The sequence below is a fragment of the Lactobacillus porci genome (assembly GCF_009695985.1).
Lineage (GTDB): Bacteria > Bacillota > Bacilli > Lactobacillales > Lactobacillaceae > Lactobacillus > Lactobacillus absianus.
Window position 1 is genome coordinate 1 of sequence record NZ_VUMX01000033.1, and the last position, 16,765, is coordinate 16,765.

A 16,765-nucleotide genomic window follows, 5' to 3' on the forward strand; every position below is an offset into this window, starting at 1 on the left:
TTTGATATTGATGATGTTGTGGTTGACTAAATTATATCAAGCGAACAAAGGCCTTGTGCTTTTTTATTGGCTAAACTATTGAATTTTCAAGGTACAAGCCCACTTTTGCAAGTGGGAAGTTTAAGTATTTTACATTAATGTGGGAAATAAAGATGGCGGAAATTTGACTAATAATTTTTTGCCAAAAAATAGTCTGTACTTGTGAAAAATTGCAAAGAAAAAGTCGTCATCAAGACGACTCATCAAAATTGTGCTCTCAATCAGCTGCACGGTCTGGATTTATCAAGTCTGCGATCAAGGTCATGACTCGATACTTTTCAATCGTTTCACCATCCAGCTCTGGATGCTCCTGCAGGTCTGAATCCTTCCAGCCTTTGAGCATGTAAGCATGACGATTGCTTTCGTAATTGTGGATCCGCTGCGCGAGTTGCTTTTTAATTTTGTCATTAACCTCTCGCTTGCCATTATCTAGGAGTTGGGAGAAATTTTTCTCAACAACTGGTTCAAAATCATCATGCATTACGTTGCCAGACCAAACTAAATAATCCACGATCTTCTGGGCCAGACGCTTGCTTTCAGGACTGACTTTCTCGCCGTTTGGGCAGCCCAGCTTGGTCAAGTAAGCCAATAGGTTCTGCTTTTCTTTTGCCAGCTGAGGGCTAGTGAAAGCCAGGAGATCATCCGGAATCCAGTATTCCTTGACATATTCGCTCCAGTAGATATTGTAGACGCCGTCCAGTAAGTGACCTGCTGGTCCCAGCACGTCTTCATTGACCAAGATCCGGGCAAAATCAGCATTTTCCCGGCTGCGGAAGAGCTCGTGCTGCTCAAACACATAGTATGGCACCTGCTCACGGCGCACCAGTTCCGCGAACTTGGCAAATTCTTGGTCGCTGACTTCAGGGTAGTTGTTTTTGACCTGCAATTTCTTGTAGATCTCGATGAGCTTCTGCAAAGTGATTACCCCGTAGAGGTTGATGGCTGCTTGGAAAAGTTGATGCAAAAAATCCAGCTTCTCCCCTTCAAATCCCGCATCCCCATAGCGCTTCTTCATAGTCTTGTCCAGCAAGCGTTTAGGATAGGCAACCCGGCTGACAGTCTTTTCCTGGTCTGCTGGAGAACTATTCAGCATTTGCACGAAATCACTCAACGAGTAGCATCCATCGCTATTGGCAGCTTTGCTGCGCTTCAGGCGCTTCAGGTACTTGACGACGAGCTTGCGGTCTTCCTCATCCTTAACATAGTCTGGCAGTCGTTCAGCATCCAGGATGAAGGCCAATGGGTCGTCTTCCTCGTCCAATCCGTGGTCATCCACGACAATATCGTCCTTGTTGATGCCCAGCAACTCAACGCATGTGTAGCCGCCCAAGCCCCAGCATGGCTTGTCACACAAGCTCTTTTTCATCAAGGCATCCACTTGGTCAAAAGTATATTTGCCAAAATCCATCTCGAAGAAATTGGCAATCTGGCGCAGCTCTGAGCTAGCGGCGTCCAAATTCCCTGGACTGAGCTGGTACATCAAAGTCACCCGGGCCGTGATATATTGCAAGCCTGAGCGGTCATCGGTAATCAGCCCGCCGATTTTGTTCAAAGTCAGGCCGTCAATTTTCAGCTTCGACAAGCAGTTTCTAAATGCCCGGTCTTCCGCGCTTACTTCTGGATCGGCAAAGTCCCGCAGGTCTGGCGGCGTCAGGTAAAATTTGTGGCTGAATTCGCAAATATCGCGGTACATGTGCCAGATATCCTTTGACTTGAACTCTTCTTCCACGATTTCTTTATTAACCAGCAAAGGAAATTCCAGCTTTTGGCCAGAATTGGTGATGAACTTGTTAAAGACGCGCTGATCAATGACTACAAAGCGATTGTCGACTGAGTCAACATTATTGCTGAATTTAGCAAACTGTTCCAAGCTGATTCCCGGATAGTCAAAATTTTGCCGCTCGATATCTTGGTAAATGCCATACAGGTCATCGATGCGGATAATGCCATAAAGATTTGCCGCACCGGCAAAGACTTCCATGAGAAAAGCAAGCTGCTCATATGAAGCACCAGTTTCACGCTGTATTTTCGTGATTATTGGATCCTTCATCGTATATTCCTCTCAAAAAATTTGTGTCTACTAACTGCTTCTATTTTACCGGATTTGAGAGGTGAAATGTCGAAACTTGAATTGCCAGAGACAATATTTCGGTCTGGGATTTTGGGAGAAAAAAGGTTCAGTACAAATTCTTGTGTAAATAGAAAATAGGCAATAAAAAAGAAGGGTTGTCCCTTACAATGTTAATAACGACAAAAACACAGGGGCCCTTCTTACTATGAATTATACAGAACTGTCAGTTGCTACTCAAGATGTTATGCCTAACAAGGGTGACTAAAAAATACCCGCCAGCTTGCTAAAAACAAGCCAGCGGGTATTTATTTTGCCTTAAAGAGCCCTTTTTAGTTCTTACAATATTTCCAGCCATGACCAGGTAAATCAGCCCTATGACGATTACCCCGTGGGGATGTCTCCAGCAAATCGCGCCAAAAGATACCCTTATACCTTCCGGTCAGCGATCAGCTTTTCATGGGCCTGGATGTGGGACAGACGCTTTTTGTCCCGATTTAAAAGCAAGAGGAAGATTGCTTCAACCAAAGACGATGATGCCAGGCGGGAAAAGAGGTATTCTTCCTGCAAGACCGTCTGGCCAATTGCAGTTGTCAGATGGTAGTCGCTCTTAGCAACTAAGGGCGAGTCTGGCCGGTTGGTCATGGCTACGACCTTGATGCCTTTTTCCTTGGCCAAATCAGCCAGTTTTAACAAGCCAGATGATTCACCAGAGTTGGAAATCAGCCAAAGGCAGTCGCTGCTGCTCATATTCATGGTCTGGCCGATCACCGTTTCCATGGTCGGACTGGAAATAGCCAATAAGCCCAATTGGTTCAGCTTGTAGACCGCGTCTTCAGCAACTGGATAGGTGTCCCCTTCAGCCGCGACTTGGATCAAGCGGCTATTTTCCAAGAGATCCAGGACTTCTTTCAGAGTAGCAGCTGGCAAGCGGCGAATAGTCCGGTCGATTTCGTCTTCTTTACTAGCCGCGATCTGGTCCAGGGCTTGGGAGACATCATCCTGGTTCAGGGATGCCAAGCTTGAGACGGGTGACTTGACCCGGGCAATCGCCAAGGCCAAGCTAGCCCTTGACCTCTACTCCCCTGCCCCGGCTACCCGGCAGTTAGGGGACAGCCTCGGCCTGGCAATTAAGCCAGCAGAAGAAGCAGACCAGCTTGACCTGGCCTTTGACGGAGCAGACAGCGTTGATTTTTCCTTAAGGGCACTCAAGAGCAAGGGTGGCATCCATCTTTTTGAAAAAATCGCCGCGCAAGAGGCTGATGAATATATCCTTCTTTTGCCAGAAGGCCGGCTAAGAGAAAAGCTCGACGCAGAAATCCAGCTCTGCCTTGAAGTAGCTGCTCCAGCTGTTAAATCCTTGCTTAGGTTTGCTAAAGGCTTGGCTTTAAAGGCCAGTGTCCGGAAAAACGAATCAATTTTGGGCAACAAGCTAGTTGATCTATACGCGGAAAATTGGGACAAGATCGAAGAAGTAAACCAGCAACTGCTTGCCTTTAATGGCGTTGTTGCCTCGTCGCTTTTTGCAGGAGAAGTTACTTCCGTCATCACCGTTCAAAATGGACAAGCAGTTGAAATTGGAAAAGGAGAAAATCATGACTAAATACAATTGGGGAATTATCGGGACTGGCTGGATTGCCGGAGAAATGGCTGACGCATTAAAGAGGGTCAACGGCAAAGTCTACGCTGCCGCCAACCCTCATAAAGAGGCTTTGGAAGCTTTTGGTCAGGAAAAGGGAATCAAGCATCTTTATACTGACCCAGATGAGATGATCAAGGATCCCAACCTGGATATCGTTTATATTGCCACCCCGCATAACTTCCACTACCAATATGCTAAGCAGGCACTGTTGGCTGGCAAGCATGTTTTTTGCGAAAAAGCGATCACGATTAACGAAAAGCAGCTTGAAGACCTGGCCAGCCTGGCTAAAGAAAAGAATTTGATTTTAACAGAAGGCTTTACCCTCTACCACATGCCGCTTTACCGCAAGGTCAAGGAGCTGATCGCTTCTGGCAAATTGGGCCAGATCCAGCTGGTGCAAGTCAACTTTGGCAGTTTGAAGGATTATGATCCGGCCAACCGTTTCTTCTCAAAAGAACTGGCTGGCGGCGGGCTCTTAGATATCGGCGGCTACGCTACGGCTTTTGCCCGGACCTTCCTGGATGAGATGCCTAACAATATTTTGACGACGGTGAAGTTTTTTGAAACGGGCGTGGACGAACAGTCCGGCATTATTTTGAAAAACGACCGCCAGCAGTTGGCCGTGATGGCTCTGTCGATGCGGGCCAAGCAGCCAAAACGGGGCGTCATTTCCGGGACTAAGGGCTATGTCGAGATCAGCAACTACCCGCGGGCCATGCAGGCGGAAGTAACCTATACCGCCTCAGCTCATGAAGAACGCAAAGAGACGATCACGACTGGGGAAAGTGGTCTGGCTCTGGACTATGAAGTGGCCGACATGCAGCGGTATGTAGAGCAGGGCCATGACGATGGCGAACTGCAGACCTCCCGGGAAGTGATGCACATTTTGACGGCGGTTAGAGGCCAATGGGGGATGCGTTTTCCGGATGACCAGGACTAGTTTAATCTGATAAAGTTTTATCCGATAAGTATCTCTATTTTCAAAAATTTGGGTACAAGAAAAGAGTGAGTTCGTTGAACCCACTCTTTTTTGCTTATTCAACGATGCCGAAGCCGCCAGTCCAGGCAATTTGTTCGCTGGCCGCCAGGGTCATTTGCAGGAAACCAGTTGCTTCCAGTTCTCTGGCCCGCTTCAAGGCGCCGGCATCAAATACCCGTAAAGGACTGCCAGCTAAGGCTTCCTTGATGGTCCCCTTAGCCTCCTGGTCATCACCGGCCAGAAGAACCGTGGTTGGCAGGTCGCCAATTTTTCCGCTTTGCAGAGTTGCGGCAAAAGTCGTGTTGAAGCCCTTGACTACCTTGGAGTCAGGCAGCCAGGACTGGAGCAATTGCGCCGCGGATGAGTCAGCTGGCACGACCAATTCGTCCCAAGTGTCGAAGTTCAGCGGGTTGCTGATGTCGATGACGATCTTGCCCTTCAGCTCGTCCTTGTATTGGTTAGCAATGCTTTCCAAAGCACCGAATGGCACAGCCATGATTACCAGGTCGCCAAGCTTTTCTGCCCTGTCGCTACTACCAAAGTATTCCACTTGATTGCCGGCCAGTTCAAAGTTCTTGCCGATTGATTGCCCCATGTTGCCCTTGCCAAAAATTGTTACCTTCATTGTTTTTACCTCGTTTGCTTTCTTTTTGTAAGTTGTTAATTATAAGAATACAAGCTTGACAAAAGAAAGTCAAGCTTTTTTATTACAAAAAGTTAGCAAAATAATAATCCAGCCCGAAAGTGGACTGGATTAGGTTTATTCGTGATCTTTGTGCTTTTTTATCATGTCCAGAAGAGCCTGCATGGCTTTGACTCTTTGTACTTGCTCGCCATGGATTTCTGGCTTGGACTTCCACTCATCAGTTGTCCAACCCTTGAGGACATAGACGTGCCGGTTCTTGTCATAGCTGCGGATCAGTTCTAAAATATTATCTTCAACCTCTTTGTTAAGTGGCTTGCCGCCATTAGCCAGCAGCTGGCGGAACTCCTCTTTAGGAATTGGGTCAGCATCTTCAAGTCCGCCCTTGCTAGTCCAGAGGAAGTGGTCAACGATCTTTCTGGCCAAGTCTTTGCTTTCCAGGCTGACAATCTTGGCATCCCTGCTCCCTAATTGGGTAAAGTAGGCCAGCATGTCCAGCTCTTCTTTCTCCTGCTGGTGACCGGAATAAGCCAGCATGTCTTCTGGCTCCCAGTACTCACTTGCGTATTCGCTGAAGTAGACATTATAGACGCCTTCCAGTGCTTTTAAGCCATCTGGACCTAGCAGGTCTTCATTCACAAGTATCCGTCCAAATTCGAAGTCGATCCCGTTTTTTAAAAGCTCATGTTGTTCGAAAACATAGTAGGGTACTTTTTCCCGGCGAACCAGTTCAGCAAATGCGATGAATTCATCGTCGCTGATGTCAGGGTAATGATTTTTGTCCTTAATATCTCCGTAGATTTGGGCAAGGTCAGCAAGTTCGATTACGCCGTAGAGGTTGACAGCTGCTTGGAAGAATTTGTGCAAGAAGTCCAGCTTATCGGTGTCAAAGCCAGCGTCAGCATAACGCTTCTTCATGGTCTTGTCGAGCAGGCGCTTTGGGTAGCTGGCTTTTTTGCGCATTGCGGCATGTGGGTGGGTATCACTGGCTAGGTCCAAAAGCAACTGGCCAAGTTGCTGACTGGAATCAGTTGAGATATCGTCTTCGGCTAAATCGAAAAGGTCGTCATCATCTTTATAGAAAGAATCGTCAAAATATTCATTCTCAGTGATGTCTTCCTTAGGGATCCCCATCATCTTTCCATAAGTGTAGCCGCCAAGGCCCCAGCAAGGGAGGTCGTAAAGTGCCCGCTTCATCAGCGTGCAGATTTCTTGGAAAGTGTGCTTGCCATAGTCAAGCCGGTAGAATAAGGAGAGATTTTCAAATTCTGCTGAAGCTGCCTCCAAATTACCTGGGCTGGTTTGGTAGGCATAGGTCACTAACTTGGTGATTTCGTTTAGGCCAGTGTCGTTTGGATAGATCTGACTTTCTACTTCATCAAGCGGTTTGCCAAAGGCCTTCAGCTCTGCCAGAACTTTTTGAAAAGCGCGATCGTCAACTGTTTCTTGGTGCTCGGCAAAGTCGCGAAGGTCGTCAGGAGTTAAATAAAACTTGCTGCTGAATTCGCAGAGTTCCATATAGAGGTACCAGATTTCATGAATACTGTCTTCTTTCCAGGCGACACTTTCATGAACCAAAAGTGGGCTGGTTAAGGGGATGCCAGAATCATTGCAGTACTTGTTTATGATTTCTGGACTAAAAATAGCGTAATGCTCAAGCAATTTACTGCCTGTGATTTCGCCGAAAGTGAGGAATTGCTCAAATGTAATTTCCGGGTAGTCCTGGTTCTGCCTTTTGATGTCTTTGTACAAGCCGTACAGATCCTCAAGAGAGATGATCCCGTATGCATTAACCCCGCCAGTATAGAACTGGAGAAGGAAATCTATCGACTCCTCTGACAGGCCGATTTTCTTGAGTTTAGTGATTGCTGATTTTTGCATGGTCAAGCTCCCTCTTTTTGTAAATACGTTATTGCGTCTAAAGCTATTTTACCCGATTTGTTGAGGAAATGTGGGACGCCGGGATTTGTGGGATAAAAATAATCCAGCCTGAATGTAGGCTGGATTATTTTGATTATTTTACATTGACAGTGAAGGTGGCAGTGTCGTAGTAACTTCCATCTGGGAAGTTGATAGTTAAGTAGTCTTCATACTTCCCTGGATCCAATGTATCTGTAGAGTCCAAAGAGCCATTGAAGCGTACTACAGTACCCTTAGGTAATGAGGAAGCATTAGTCAAAAAGAAACTTGGATCAACTAATGTATCCCCTAAATCATCATCATGATATTCCAAAGCTGAGGATGAAGAAACCGTAAAACTTGAAGCTTTTGGTGCAACCTTAATCGTTTCAGCTTGTGACGGTAACACTGTAATCTTAAATTTGTTAGTATCTTCATAAGATCTGTCTGGATAAGTTACCTTAACGTGTACCGTATAAGTCCCTGGCTCCCTAACGGAGAATGAATTTTCTGAATCTGTTTGTAAGTCAAACTGTGTTCTATCAGATGACCACTTAAATTGTGAAAAGATTGGGTCATTTGGGAAGTATCCTGCTGGATTAGTGATAAGATCCTTACGGATTGAATAATCTGCACCGTACTCAAGTGAATCATCTGCACCGTACTCAAGTGTTACATCATGAACAGTCGGCTGATACTTATCAACATCAGTAGTCGGAACCACAAAAGTTACTGAACCAACTACTTCCTTTGATCCGTCACTATACGTTGCTTGAATTCTAGTCGTGTAGCTGCCACCTTTCTGAGTATCAACTTTATCTAAGTAATCATAGTCAACAGTTGACGGTAAAGAAGATTTATTAGTAATAAACTCTTCTGGACGATAACCATCTAAATTAGATGTAAGACTCGCTCCCCAATCTACTTTAACTGTACCGCTCTTAACCTGTGGTTGGTACTTGTCTGCCATAGTCAGACGCTTAATAACCGTCTGAGCGGGTTTCTTAGTGGTGGCTTTCTTGACAACCTTCGTCACTGGCTTCTTGGTGGTTGTCTTCTTTACCACCTTTTTGGCAGTCTTCTTGCTAGTAGTCTTCTTTGTAGCAGCCTTCTTTGCGGTCTTCTTGACTACCTTCTTTTTAGCAACCTTCTTAACCGGCTTCTTAGTAGCTTTCTTCTTACTAGTCTTTTTAGCTACTTTCTTAGTCGACTTCTTCTTGGTACTCTTTTTGGCTTTCTTCGCCTTCTTAGTACTCTTCTTAGCTGCCATAGCAGTTGGAGTTGCTTCTACTGCAGGTACAGCAGCGCCTAAAAGTGCCAAGGCAACAGAAACTTTACTGATGGCTTTCAGCTTTTTACCCATAATTTTTTCCTCTCACATATTATTAGATGATTACACATTTTAATTTTTGACTCAAACGGTCTATTTGTCAAATTACTTTTTTACAAAAAGATCATCTATTGTATGCAGACCATTTCAATAGTCTCAAAGCTTGTTCCAGCGCCGATTATAACCAAATTAGCAAATATCTAGAAATAGCAAAAAAGTATGAACCCGGATATATATCAGATTCATACTTTAACAAGCTTAACTAATCTCCCTAATAATTACACTACTGTAATTACTTCTCACTTGGGACTTTCCAAGAGTCCTTGTAAGCTTTATAAGCCTTTTCCACTTGCTGATTGACTGTCTTGATCTTTTCTACTTTAGCATTGGCCTCATCATAAGCCTTTTTACTGCTATTTACATTCTCTTGAGCAGCATTGACCTCTGATTTGTCAGCTTGTGCTTGTTCGTAGTTGGACTTTGCCGTATTCATAGGCGACTCGTAAGACGCAACATAACTGTTAAGCGCAGTTTCAAACTCATCAACAGTCACTTGAGTACTCGAGTCTCTATTTCTGTTGAAGTCTGCCGCGCTTGTTTTCGAATTCTGATCAAGCACCAGACCAACATAGTCATAATCGCCCATGCAGTTCGTATAGTGGCCAGTTATGCCACTGCCATGCGCGTCATAAATTGCTTTTTCTTCAGTATACCAGCCATCTAATGGATCACTGTAGCCCCATGCTAAGTTCTCTGCATTAGATACATCCACATTCTCTGGATTGTTCATGAAATATGTATGATCCAGCGTGCTATTTGAGATAATACCGGCTATGCTTGCATAGACCATAAGGTCATAGTCAACGCCTAAAGCATTATGATTAGAAAAATTATTGTCTGATGCACGGAAGCTGTTAAGTTCCTTGATCAAAGTAACATCTTTCTTTAAATTGCTAGTCGACAAGAAGCTCTTAACTGAATCATCCAAGCCATTTACATAGCCTGACAATACGGCAACGTTTGCCATGCCGGTTTTTGAGTCTTGATAGTAGTTAGCTGTTGCCTTGCTCATGATAAAGTCATAGCCTGCTGCTTCATAAGCACTAGAAGCCTCATCATAACTGGCTTTAGCAGCTGAAACCTTGTTATTGTAGCTAGTTTCGGCTGCCGTGTATGCTTGATTTGCACTATCTAAAGCTGCCTTCTTTTGATTTAAGTCATTCTGCGCGGCTTCTAACGAACCCAGCTCTTCAGCCAGCTTCTTGTACTTCTCATAATCAGCCTTGGCTTGTTTGTCATAAGTCGGACGAGTTGAACCAGCAGCAATCGTGGTTGTCGTAAATCCATCCGCCTTAACCCAAGCAGAACTATTGTTATCCAGCGGATCGGCTATCTTATACCAGTTTACACCACTCTTATCCGTAGTCGTCGCTGATACGTGATAAACAATTGGATAGTAGCTGCCTTCAAAAAGTTCCGCTGCCGCGGCACTCTTCTTTTTGCTAAATGTGCTGTCGGAGTTTAAAGTGAACATATCAATGTTCTGACTACCATCCGTAGCACTAACATTTCTCTTTACGTTAAAGTTCGCGGCCTTAACAGATATTGTATTCTTTGAGCTTGAGCTATTAGAGAAACTCGAACTAGATCCGCTGTTATTTGGCTTAGAAACGGAAGGAGAATTGTTCTTAGTGGTTGAAGAATTGCCTTTGTCGCTTACACCAGTGTTCTTTGAATTTGAAGCTGAATTGGTATTTCCTGCTGAAGAATTACCTTTGTCGCTTGCACCAGTGTTCTTTGAATTTGAAGCTGAATTGGTATCTCCTGCTGAAGAATTGCCTTTGTCGCTTACACCAGTGTTCTTTGAATTTGAAGCTGAATTGGTATTTCCTGCTAAAAAATTGCCCTTGTCATTTACATCCGTCGTCTTTGAATCTGATGCCGGATTGTTGTTAGCTGCAGTAGCATTTTTCTTGTAGGTCACCTTAACAGTCTGATTCTTCAGCTTATAGGTAACTTTAACTGCACCAATACTTGACCGACTAGCAGTATACCCTTCCACCTTGGCCACGGTATATTTCTTCCAAGAAGAGGTGCTCCACTTGCCATAGGTCTTCTTCTTAGTCTTGTTATCCGTCTTCACGCTTCTCTTGATGTAGGCCTTCTGAATCACCTTCTTCTCACCCTTTGGCTGATAGAGCTTGATGGTTCTGGTGATCTTCTTCGTTTGCGTGGAATAGCTGTAGCGGACGAAGGCTTTCTTTGCATCACTGGTCCGGATGTAGCGTCCCTTGCCAAGACTGTAGTACTTCTTCCCCTTAATCGTTTTAGTACCATAGACGGTCAACTTGGCCTTCTTCTTGTATGATTTCTTAGTCTTCTTTCCTTTTGATGTGTATACGTAAGCTTTCTTAGAAACATACACTTGGTATTTTGCCGCGGCTTGTACGCTTACTTGTGGTGCAGCAGCAACAAAGCCAGCTGTTCCAAGCAATGCAACCGAAACCTTGCTGATAGCTTTCAGCTTCTTGTCCATGATTTTGTCCTCCCACTTGTTATTAGATATTCACACATTTTAATTTTTGACTTAAGCACGTTTTTTGTCAAATTACTTTTTTTGAAATAACCGGCCAATAAACAAATGTGGTCCCTTAAGCTGCCAATACGCATTCCAGCGCTAAATATAAATACTCGTCAAGAATTAAGGCACACAATCCCGAATAGATGTCGGAGTCATACTTTAACAAGTTTAACTAATTTACTATAATCATTACACCAATGTTATTTCTTCTTGTGTGCAGCTTTTAAAGACTTCTGGTAAGCCGCATAAGCCTTTGCCAATTGTTGGTTGACTGTCTTGACCTTTTTCACCTTTGCATTAGCTTCATCATATGCCTTCTTACTGCTGTTCACATTTTCTTGCGCAGCATTGACCTCTGACTTATCAGCCTTGGTTTGCTCATAAGCTGCCTTTGCCGTGTTCATAGTCGACTCATAAGAAGCAACATAACTATTGAGAGCAGCTTCAAACTCATCAACGGTCACTTGCGTCCCCGATTCGCTAGTTAAAATCTTGTCTCTGCCAAAATCTGCCGCACTTGTTCCCGTACTTTGATCAAGAACCAAACCAACATACTCATAATCGCCCATGCAGTTCGTATAGTGGCCAGTCACACCACTGCCGTGAGCATCATAAATCGCCTTTTCTTCAGTGTACCAACCAGTTAATGGATCACTGTAGCCCCAAGCCAAATTCTCAGCACGGGAAGCATACACTTCAGTAGGAGCGTTCATAAAATATGTATGATTCATCGTGCTATCTGAGATAAAACCAGATATGCTTGCATAGATCATGAGATCATAGTCGACCCCTAGAGCATTATGATTGGAAAAATTGTTGTCCGATACTCGGAGACTGTTCAGCTCTTTGATTAAAGTAACATCTTTCTTTAAATTGCTGGTCGACAAGAAGCTTTTAACTGAATCATCCAAACCATTTACGTAGCTTGCCAATGCAGCTACATTTGCCATGCCAGCTTTTGAGTCTTGGTAAAAATTAGCCGTTGCCTTGCTCATGATAAAATCATAGCCAGCTGCTTCATAAGCACTTGAAGCTTCATCATATTTAGTCTTAGCAGCGGAAACCTTGTTATTGTAGCTAGCTACAGCATCCGTATAAGCCTGGTTGGCAATATCTAAAGCCGCCTTCTTTTGATTCAAGTCGTTTTGCGCGGCTTTTAATGAACCTAGCTCTGCAGCTTGCTTCTTGTACTTTTCATAAGTAGTCTTAGCTGGGTTATAAGCCGCCTTCTTCGCGGTTACCTTAATCTTGACATTCTTGACCTTGTCTTTTGACTTGTCAGGGTAAGTTACGATCACGCTGACCTTGTAAGTGCCGGTCTTCTTCAAGTTTGGCTTTGGTGAAAAAGCATACTTGCTCTTAGCCGGCAATTTGCTTGCGTTGGCGATGACGCTCTTGGCTGAAAGCTTGCTGCCAGCCTTGACAGTTACGCTCTTGGCCTTTGGCGCGTATTTTTGCGCGTTTGTCTTCTTTACAACCTTCTTCTTAGACTTCTTTGCCTTTTTAGTCTTTTTCGTACTCTTCTTAGCAGCCTTCTTGGCGGCCATGGCAGTTGGAGCAGTTACTGTTACCGGTGCCGCGGCGCCTAACAGAGCCAAGGCAAGTGAAACTTTACTGATGGCTTTCAGCTTCTTGTCCATGATTTTTCCTCCTACATCTTGTCAGAGCATTACACATCCTTATTTTTTACTCAATGGGCCTGTTTGTCAATAAGTTTGGTCCCCTTCGCTTTAGACGCGCAAAAATACTTATAAGAACACAAAAGCATCCCTATTCCGCAAAATTGCGGAGCGGGGATGCTTTTTTAATGTAAATCCTTATATCCTGGCTTTGCCAGAACCTTGACGGCATAGGAGCAGGTTGCCCGCAGCTTGACGCCCTGCTTCCGGGCTGCAGCCACGACGGCGTCGACCAGCTGGCGGCCAAGACCCTGTCCGCCATAAGCCGGATCCACCTTGGTCGTCGTGATGATCCAGTGATCACCCTTGTCTTCATAGACGCACTGGCCAATCAGCTGACCTTGGTCATAGACCGCTGCCCGCTGTTGGTCAGCTTCATATACAACTTTCATGATTATTCCTCACAAATTGCTTGATACAGTTCCTCAGCCGTGTCAACGATCACGGTCGCGCCATGCTTTTTCAAGAACGGGACCTTTCTAAAGCCCCAGGTTACGGCAATCTCATCCATCTTTGAGTTGCGCGCGGTCTGGATATCGATCTCTGAGTCGCCAATGTAGACGCACTTGTCACGCGGCACCGCCAGCACCTTGACGCATTCACTGGTCATGTCCGGCGCTGGCTTGCGGCGAATCCCGCTTTTTTCACCCAAGACGAAGTCGAATTCTTTGCCAAAAAGCTTCCCGACCAAGACCTGCACCGCTTCATCCGGCTTGTTGGAAACGACGGCCAGCTTGATCCCCCGCTGACGCAGTTTCTGCATCAACTCCAGGATGCCTGGGAAAGGACCAGTCTTAATCTGGCAGTGGTCCGCGTAATATGGCTTGAAAACTTTCAGAACCCGGTCAACTTCCGCTTGAGTCACGGCTTCCGGGATCTGCTCATCCTTGGTGCCAAAAGCAACCAGGCTTTCCAGGCTGCTGCCGGCTTCATAAGCCAAAGCCCGGGTAATCGCCACTACGACCCCGCTGCCAAAAAAGTTCTTGATATCTTCAACCGTAAAATCGTGCCGGTGTCCCGTCTTTTCAAAAGCATAGTTCAAAGACGTCGTTAAATCGGCGCTAGTATCTAAGATCGTTCCGTCCATATCGAACACGACGGCTTCATATTTCATCATTTTCACCTCGCCTTCATTATACCATCAAGGCTCGTGAAATAAGACTGCTTTGTCCTTGGCGGCAGTTGCGCAGGTTTCGGTTTAGTTGGGGATTTTTCGAAAAGTACCAACTGGCGCGGTTCGATTGCCAAAAGCAAAAAACACTCATCTGAATAGATGAGTGTCTACAGGCGTTCGCCGTTCAATGTCCTGGCTTAATGACATTATGCCTCGAGCCATTCTCGTTTATCGAAAAAGTGATCCTTACGCGAAAAAGCTGACAATCAGAGCCACGATTGGCAGACCACCCTGCATCAGCAGAATCTTCGGCTGGCTTGATATCGCCCCATAGATCGCTACCAAGATTACGTATGCCAAGAGCAGCTGCAGAACGATCTTGCTCAAGGCAAAAGTGGCGATCAAAATCAAGACTGCCAAGAGACCATTGTAAACCCCTTGGTTCTTAAAGAGCGCGTTAACTGACGGACGAGTCAGTTCTTCTTGGCTCATTTGAAAAACTTCCGCGGTTTTCTTGGAACTCGTCGCAATCGTTTCTAAGTACATAATGTAAAAATGTTCAACTGCCACCAGGCAAGCTAATATTTGCAAAGTTATTTTCATTGAAAGCTCCCTATTATTTTTTACCATACATAACTAGTATTAACATTCTACCGGAAGCAGAATCGATGTGTCAAACCAAAGAAACATGAAAAAAGCACTAAGCATAATGGCATCATTTGGCTTGCCGTTGTCGAAGTCAGCAAAGTTTCAACAAAAAAGCAGCATCCCCTCACGCGAAAAAACGTGCAGAGATGCTACTTTTTTGCTTACAAATCCAGCTTGGTAGAATGGTGACAATATCGTGGTTGCGCCATCTCAAACCTTGTCAGACAAGTACTGATGGACAACAACTGGTGCCCGCCTGAGCAGCTTAAACTGCAGGAAAAGATTCGCAAAGGCGTTGATGATTTAGACATCAGCTATGTGAACGATGTTGAGATCGTCAATCTGATGGTCAAAGCCGGCTTAGGAATTACCGTGATGCCGAGCTTCGTCGCAATTGAAAATTGCTGTGAGCTTAAAGCCGTTCGCTTGGCTTATTCAGCCGGGCTTAACTATGGCCTGGTCTGCCGGAAAGAAGAACACGATCCGCTGGTTCTCTCTTTCTGCCACACCATGCAAGAAGAAGCCGCAGGGATGTAAGCTTCAAGATCTTTCTAAATGATCTTGAGATAGTCCAGAGTGCATGCTCTGCTGTTTCTGACAAGCTGACACAAAGGCCTTGACCATTGTAATGCGATAGCAAACAATGCTTTGCTCTGCAACAAATTTAGAGAAAATAAGCTTTGTCTTGAAGAAAGGTAGAGTTTACGTATAGTCACAAATTAACGTCACTAATAATACTAAGTATTTTACCCTGCCAGCTCGTTACAAGTAAATGCCCAATAAAGATCGTCATTCACCCAAGTGGCCTGACGATCTTTTTCGTATATGCTCGATCAGTCTCAAGCTTGACTCTGATCACCAATACTTTACAGTTAATTAAAGCAACTGAGTCGTCACTAGCCGTACAAAGTTAGAAGGACAGCTTGCTTGCAATTCAGCTTTGGTTACGTAAAAAATAGGGATGTTTTGGTGTGATTCGGCATTGGCTACGTAAAAAGTGGGGATATTTTGGTGCGATTTGGCATTGGCTACGTAAACAGCGGGGATGTTTTGGTGCGATTTGGCCTTGGCTATGTAAAAAGCGGGGATGTTTTGGTGTGATTTGGCATTGGCTACGTAAAAAATGGGGATGTTTTGGTGCGGTTTGGCCTTGGCTACGTAAAAAATGGGGATGTTTTGGTGCGGTTTGGCCTTGGCTACGTAAAAAATGGGGATGTTTTATTGCTTCCCCCCTTTTTATTACTGAACCAAACGACTTTTTCAAAAATCGATCCCCTTTTATTACTGAGCCAAGCGATTTTTTCAAAAATCGATCCCCTTTTATTACTGAACCAAACGACTTTTTCAAAAATCGATCCCCTTTTATTACTGAGCCAAGCGACTTTTTCAAAAATCAATCCCCTTTTATTACTGAGCCAAGCGACTTTTTCAAAAATCAATCCCCTTTTATTACTGAACCACGCGACTTTTTCAAAAATCGATCCCCTTTTATTACTGAACTACGTGACTTTTTCAAAAATCAAGGTTCAGTATAAAAACTTGTGTAATGCCTGAGAGACTTTGGAAGCCTTCCGCGATAGTTCCATTAACCGCAGAAAGAACTATTCATCATCTGGATACCCATAATCTTTGCGTCTCTCGGTCTTGATCTTATTGTTAATGCCCTCAAGTTTGCCAGTTGATATCCCGTGTTTGGCAAATGTGTAGATCCCCCTCAAATGGCGTTTTAGGAGACGTGCAAACCAAATAAAGTGGCTATTTTCAGTTGCTTGGCAGATCTCTATGATCTCCTCGAGTCTGACGCACATCTCTACCTCGCCATGCGAGCTGTATGCTTGATCTAGTGTAATGTCATACTGACATTTAAAACATGCGCAATCAGAACTATAACTGCTGATATAGAGACGCATGTGCAGTATCCGTGTCAATATTATTAAGATATCATCATGACATTACACTAGATGAGTGATCTCTTTCAAAAGATTACTCAAATCATCACTTTACATGACCAAAAATTGGAGACCGTATAATCTTATGTGTAAGGATGAACAGTTCCTTAAAGTAAATCAAAATTGGGTATAAGAAAAGGGACTCCTTTTCCGTATAATTGATTTGAACACTATCAATACGAAAGGAATCCCTT

At 44.5% G+C, this 16,765-nt stretch carries 14 protein-coding genes and 1 pseudogene; 4 read left to right on the top strand and 11 right to left on the bottom strand.

What is annotated here, in order from left to right; genetic code table 11:
* Positions 1–256: 256 nt before the first annotated feature.
* Positions 257–2,089 (bottom strand): hypothetical protein, encoded by a 1,833-nt coding sequence (locus tag FYJ62_RS09110; protein WP_154549374.1) that lies wholly within the window; start codon positions 2,087–2,089, stop codon positions 257–259.
* Between the two features lie 447 nt (positions 2,090–2,536).
* Positions 2,537–3,169, bottom strand: a complete 633-nt coding sequence (locus FYJ62_RS09115; protein ID WP_229771891.1) for a MurR/RpiR family transcriptional regulator — start codon at positions 3,167–3,169, stop codon at positions 2,537–2,539.
* Here FYJ62_RS09115 and FYJ62_RS09120 point away from each other — a divergent pair.
* Entirely contained in the window at positions 3,144–3,710 is a 567-nt protein-coding gene (locus FYJ62_RS09120; protein ID WP_154549375.1) for a ribose-5-phosphate isomerase A, read from the top strand. The genes FYJ62_RS09115 and FYJ62_RS09120 overlap by 26 nt on opposite strands.
* Positions 3,703–4,689, top strand: a complete 987-nt coding sequence (locus tag FYJ62_RS09125) for a Gfo/Idh/MocA family protein (protein ID WP_154549376.1) — start codon at positions 3,703–3,705, stop codon at positions 4,687–4,689. Before FYJ62_RS09120 ends, FYJ62_RS09125 begins: the two co-directional genes overlap by 8 nt.
* A gap of 94 nt (positions 4,690–4,783) precedes the next feature.
* Here the strand turns inward: FYJ62_RS09125 and FYJ62_RS09130 are convergent, their stop codons facing one another.
* The 8 genes from FYJ62_RS09130 to FYJ62_RS09165 form a co-directional block, all read right to left on the bottom strand.
* Complete coding sequence (locus FYJ62_RS09130) at positions 4,784–5,353, bottom strand: NADPH-dependent F420 reductase (RefSeq protein WP_154549377.1); 570 nt, start codon at positions 5,351–5,353, stop codon at positions 4,784–4,786.
* 135 nt (positions 5,354–5,488) lie between these two features.
* Positions 5,489–7,252, bottom strand: coding sequence for a hypothetical protein (locus FYJ62_RS09135; RefSeq protein WP_154549378.1), 1,764 nt, complete (start codon positions 7,250–7,252; stop codon positions 5,489–5,491).
* Between the two features lie 133 nt (positions 7,253–7,385).
* Positions 7,386–8,633: a Rib/alpha-like domain-containing protein gene (locus tag FYJ62_RS09140; protein ID WP_154549379.1), complete on the bottom strand. Its 1,248-nt coding sequence runs from the start codon at positions 8,631–8,633 to the stop codon at positions 7,386–7,388.
* Between the two features lie 259 nt (positions 8,634–8,892).
* Entirely contained in the window at positions 8,893–11,136 is a 2,244-nt protein-coding gene (locus FYJ62_RS09145; RefSeq protein ID WP_154549380.1) for a mucin-binding protein, read from the bottom strand.
* Positions 11,137–11,381: 245 nt separating this feature from the next.
* Positions 11,382–12,821, bottom strand: coding sequence for a Rib/alpha-like domain-containing protein (locus FYJ62_RS09150; RefSeq protein ID WP_154549381.1), 1,440 nt, complete (start codon positions 12,819–12,821; stop codon positions 11,382–11,384).
* Between the two features lie 164 nt (positions 12,822–12,985).
* Positions 12,986–13,252, bottom strand: a complete 267-nt coding sequence (locus FYJ62_RS09155; protein ID WP_154549382.1) for a GNAT family N-acetyltransferase — start codon at positions 13,250–13,252, stop codon at positions 12,986–12,988.
* A 2-nt stretch (positions 13,253–13,254) separates the two neighbouring features.
* Positions 13,255–13,974: an HAD family hydrolase gene (locus tag FYJ62_RS09160; protein ID WP_154549386.1), complete on the bottom strand. Its 720-nt coding sequence runs from the start codon at positions 13,972–13,974 to the stop codon at positions 13,255–13,257.
* Between the two features lie 246 nt (positions 13,975–14,220).
* Entirely contained in the window at positions 14,221–14,577 is a 357-nt protein-coding gene (locus FYJ62_RS09165) for a DUF1304 domain-containing protein (protein ID WP_154549383.1), read from the bottom strand.
* Positions 14,578–14,856: 279 nt separating this feature from the next.
* On the opposite strand from FYJ62_RS09165, the gene FYJ62_RS09170 reads away from it, so the two are divergent.
* On the top strand, positions 14,857–15,159 hold the full coding sequence (locus tag FYJ62_RS09170; protein ID WP_154549384.1) for a LysR substrate-binding domain-containing protein: 303 nt from the start codon (positions 14,857–14,859) through the stop codon (positions 15,157–15,159).
* Positions 15,160–15,593: 434 nt separating this feature from the next.
* On the top strand, positions 15,594–16,157 hold the full coding sequence (locus FYJ62_RS09175; RefSeq protein WP_154549385.1) for a hypothetical protein: 564 nt from the start codon (positions 15,594–15,596) through the stop codon (positions 16,155–16,157).
* 66 nt (positions 16,158–16,223) lie between these two features.
* Here the strand turns inward: FYJ62_RS09175 and FYJ62_RS09180 are convergent.
* Positions 16,224–16,466 (bottom strand): annotated as a pseudogene (locus FYJ62_RS09180) (transposase); the annotation flags it as partial.
* Positions 16,467–16,765: the final 299 nt, after the last annotated feature.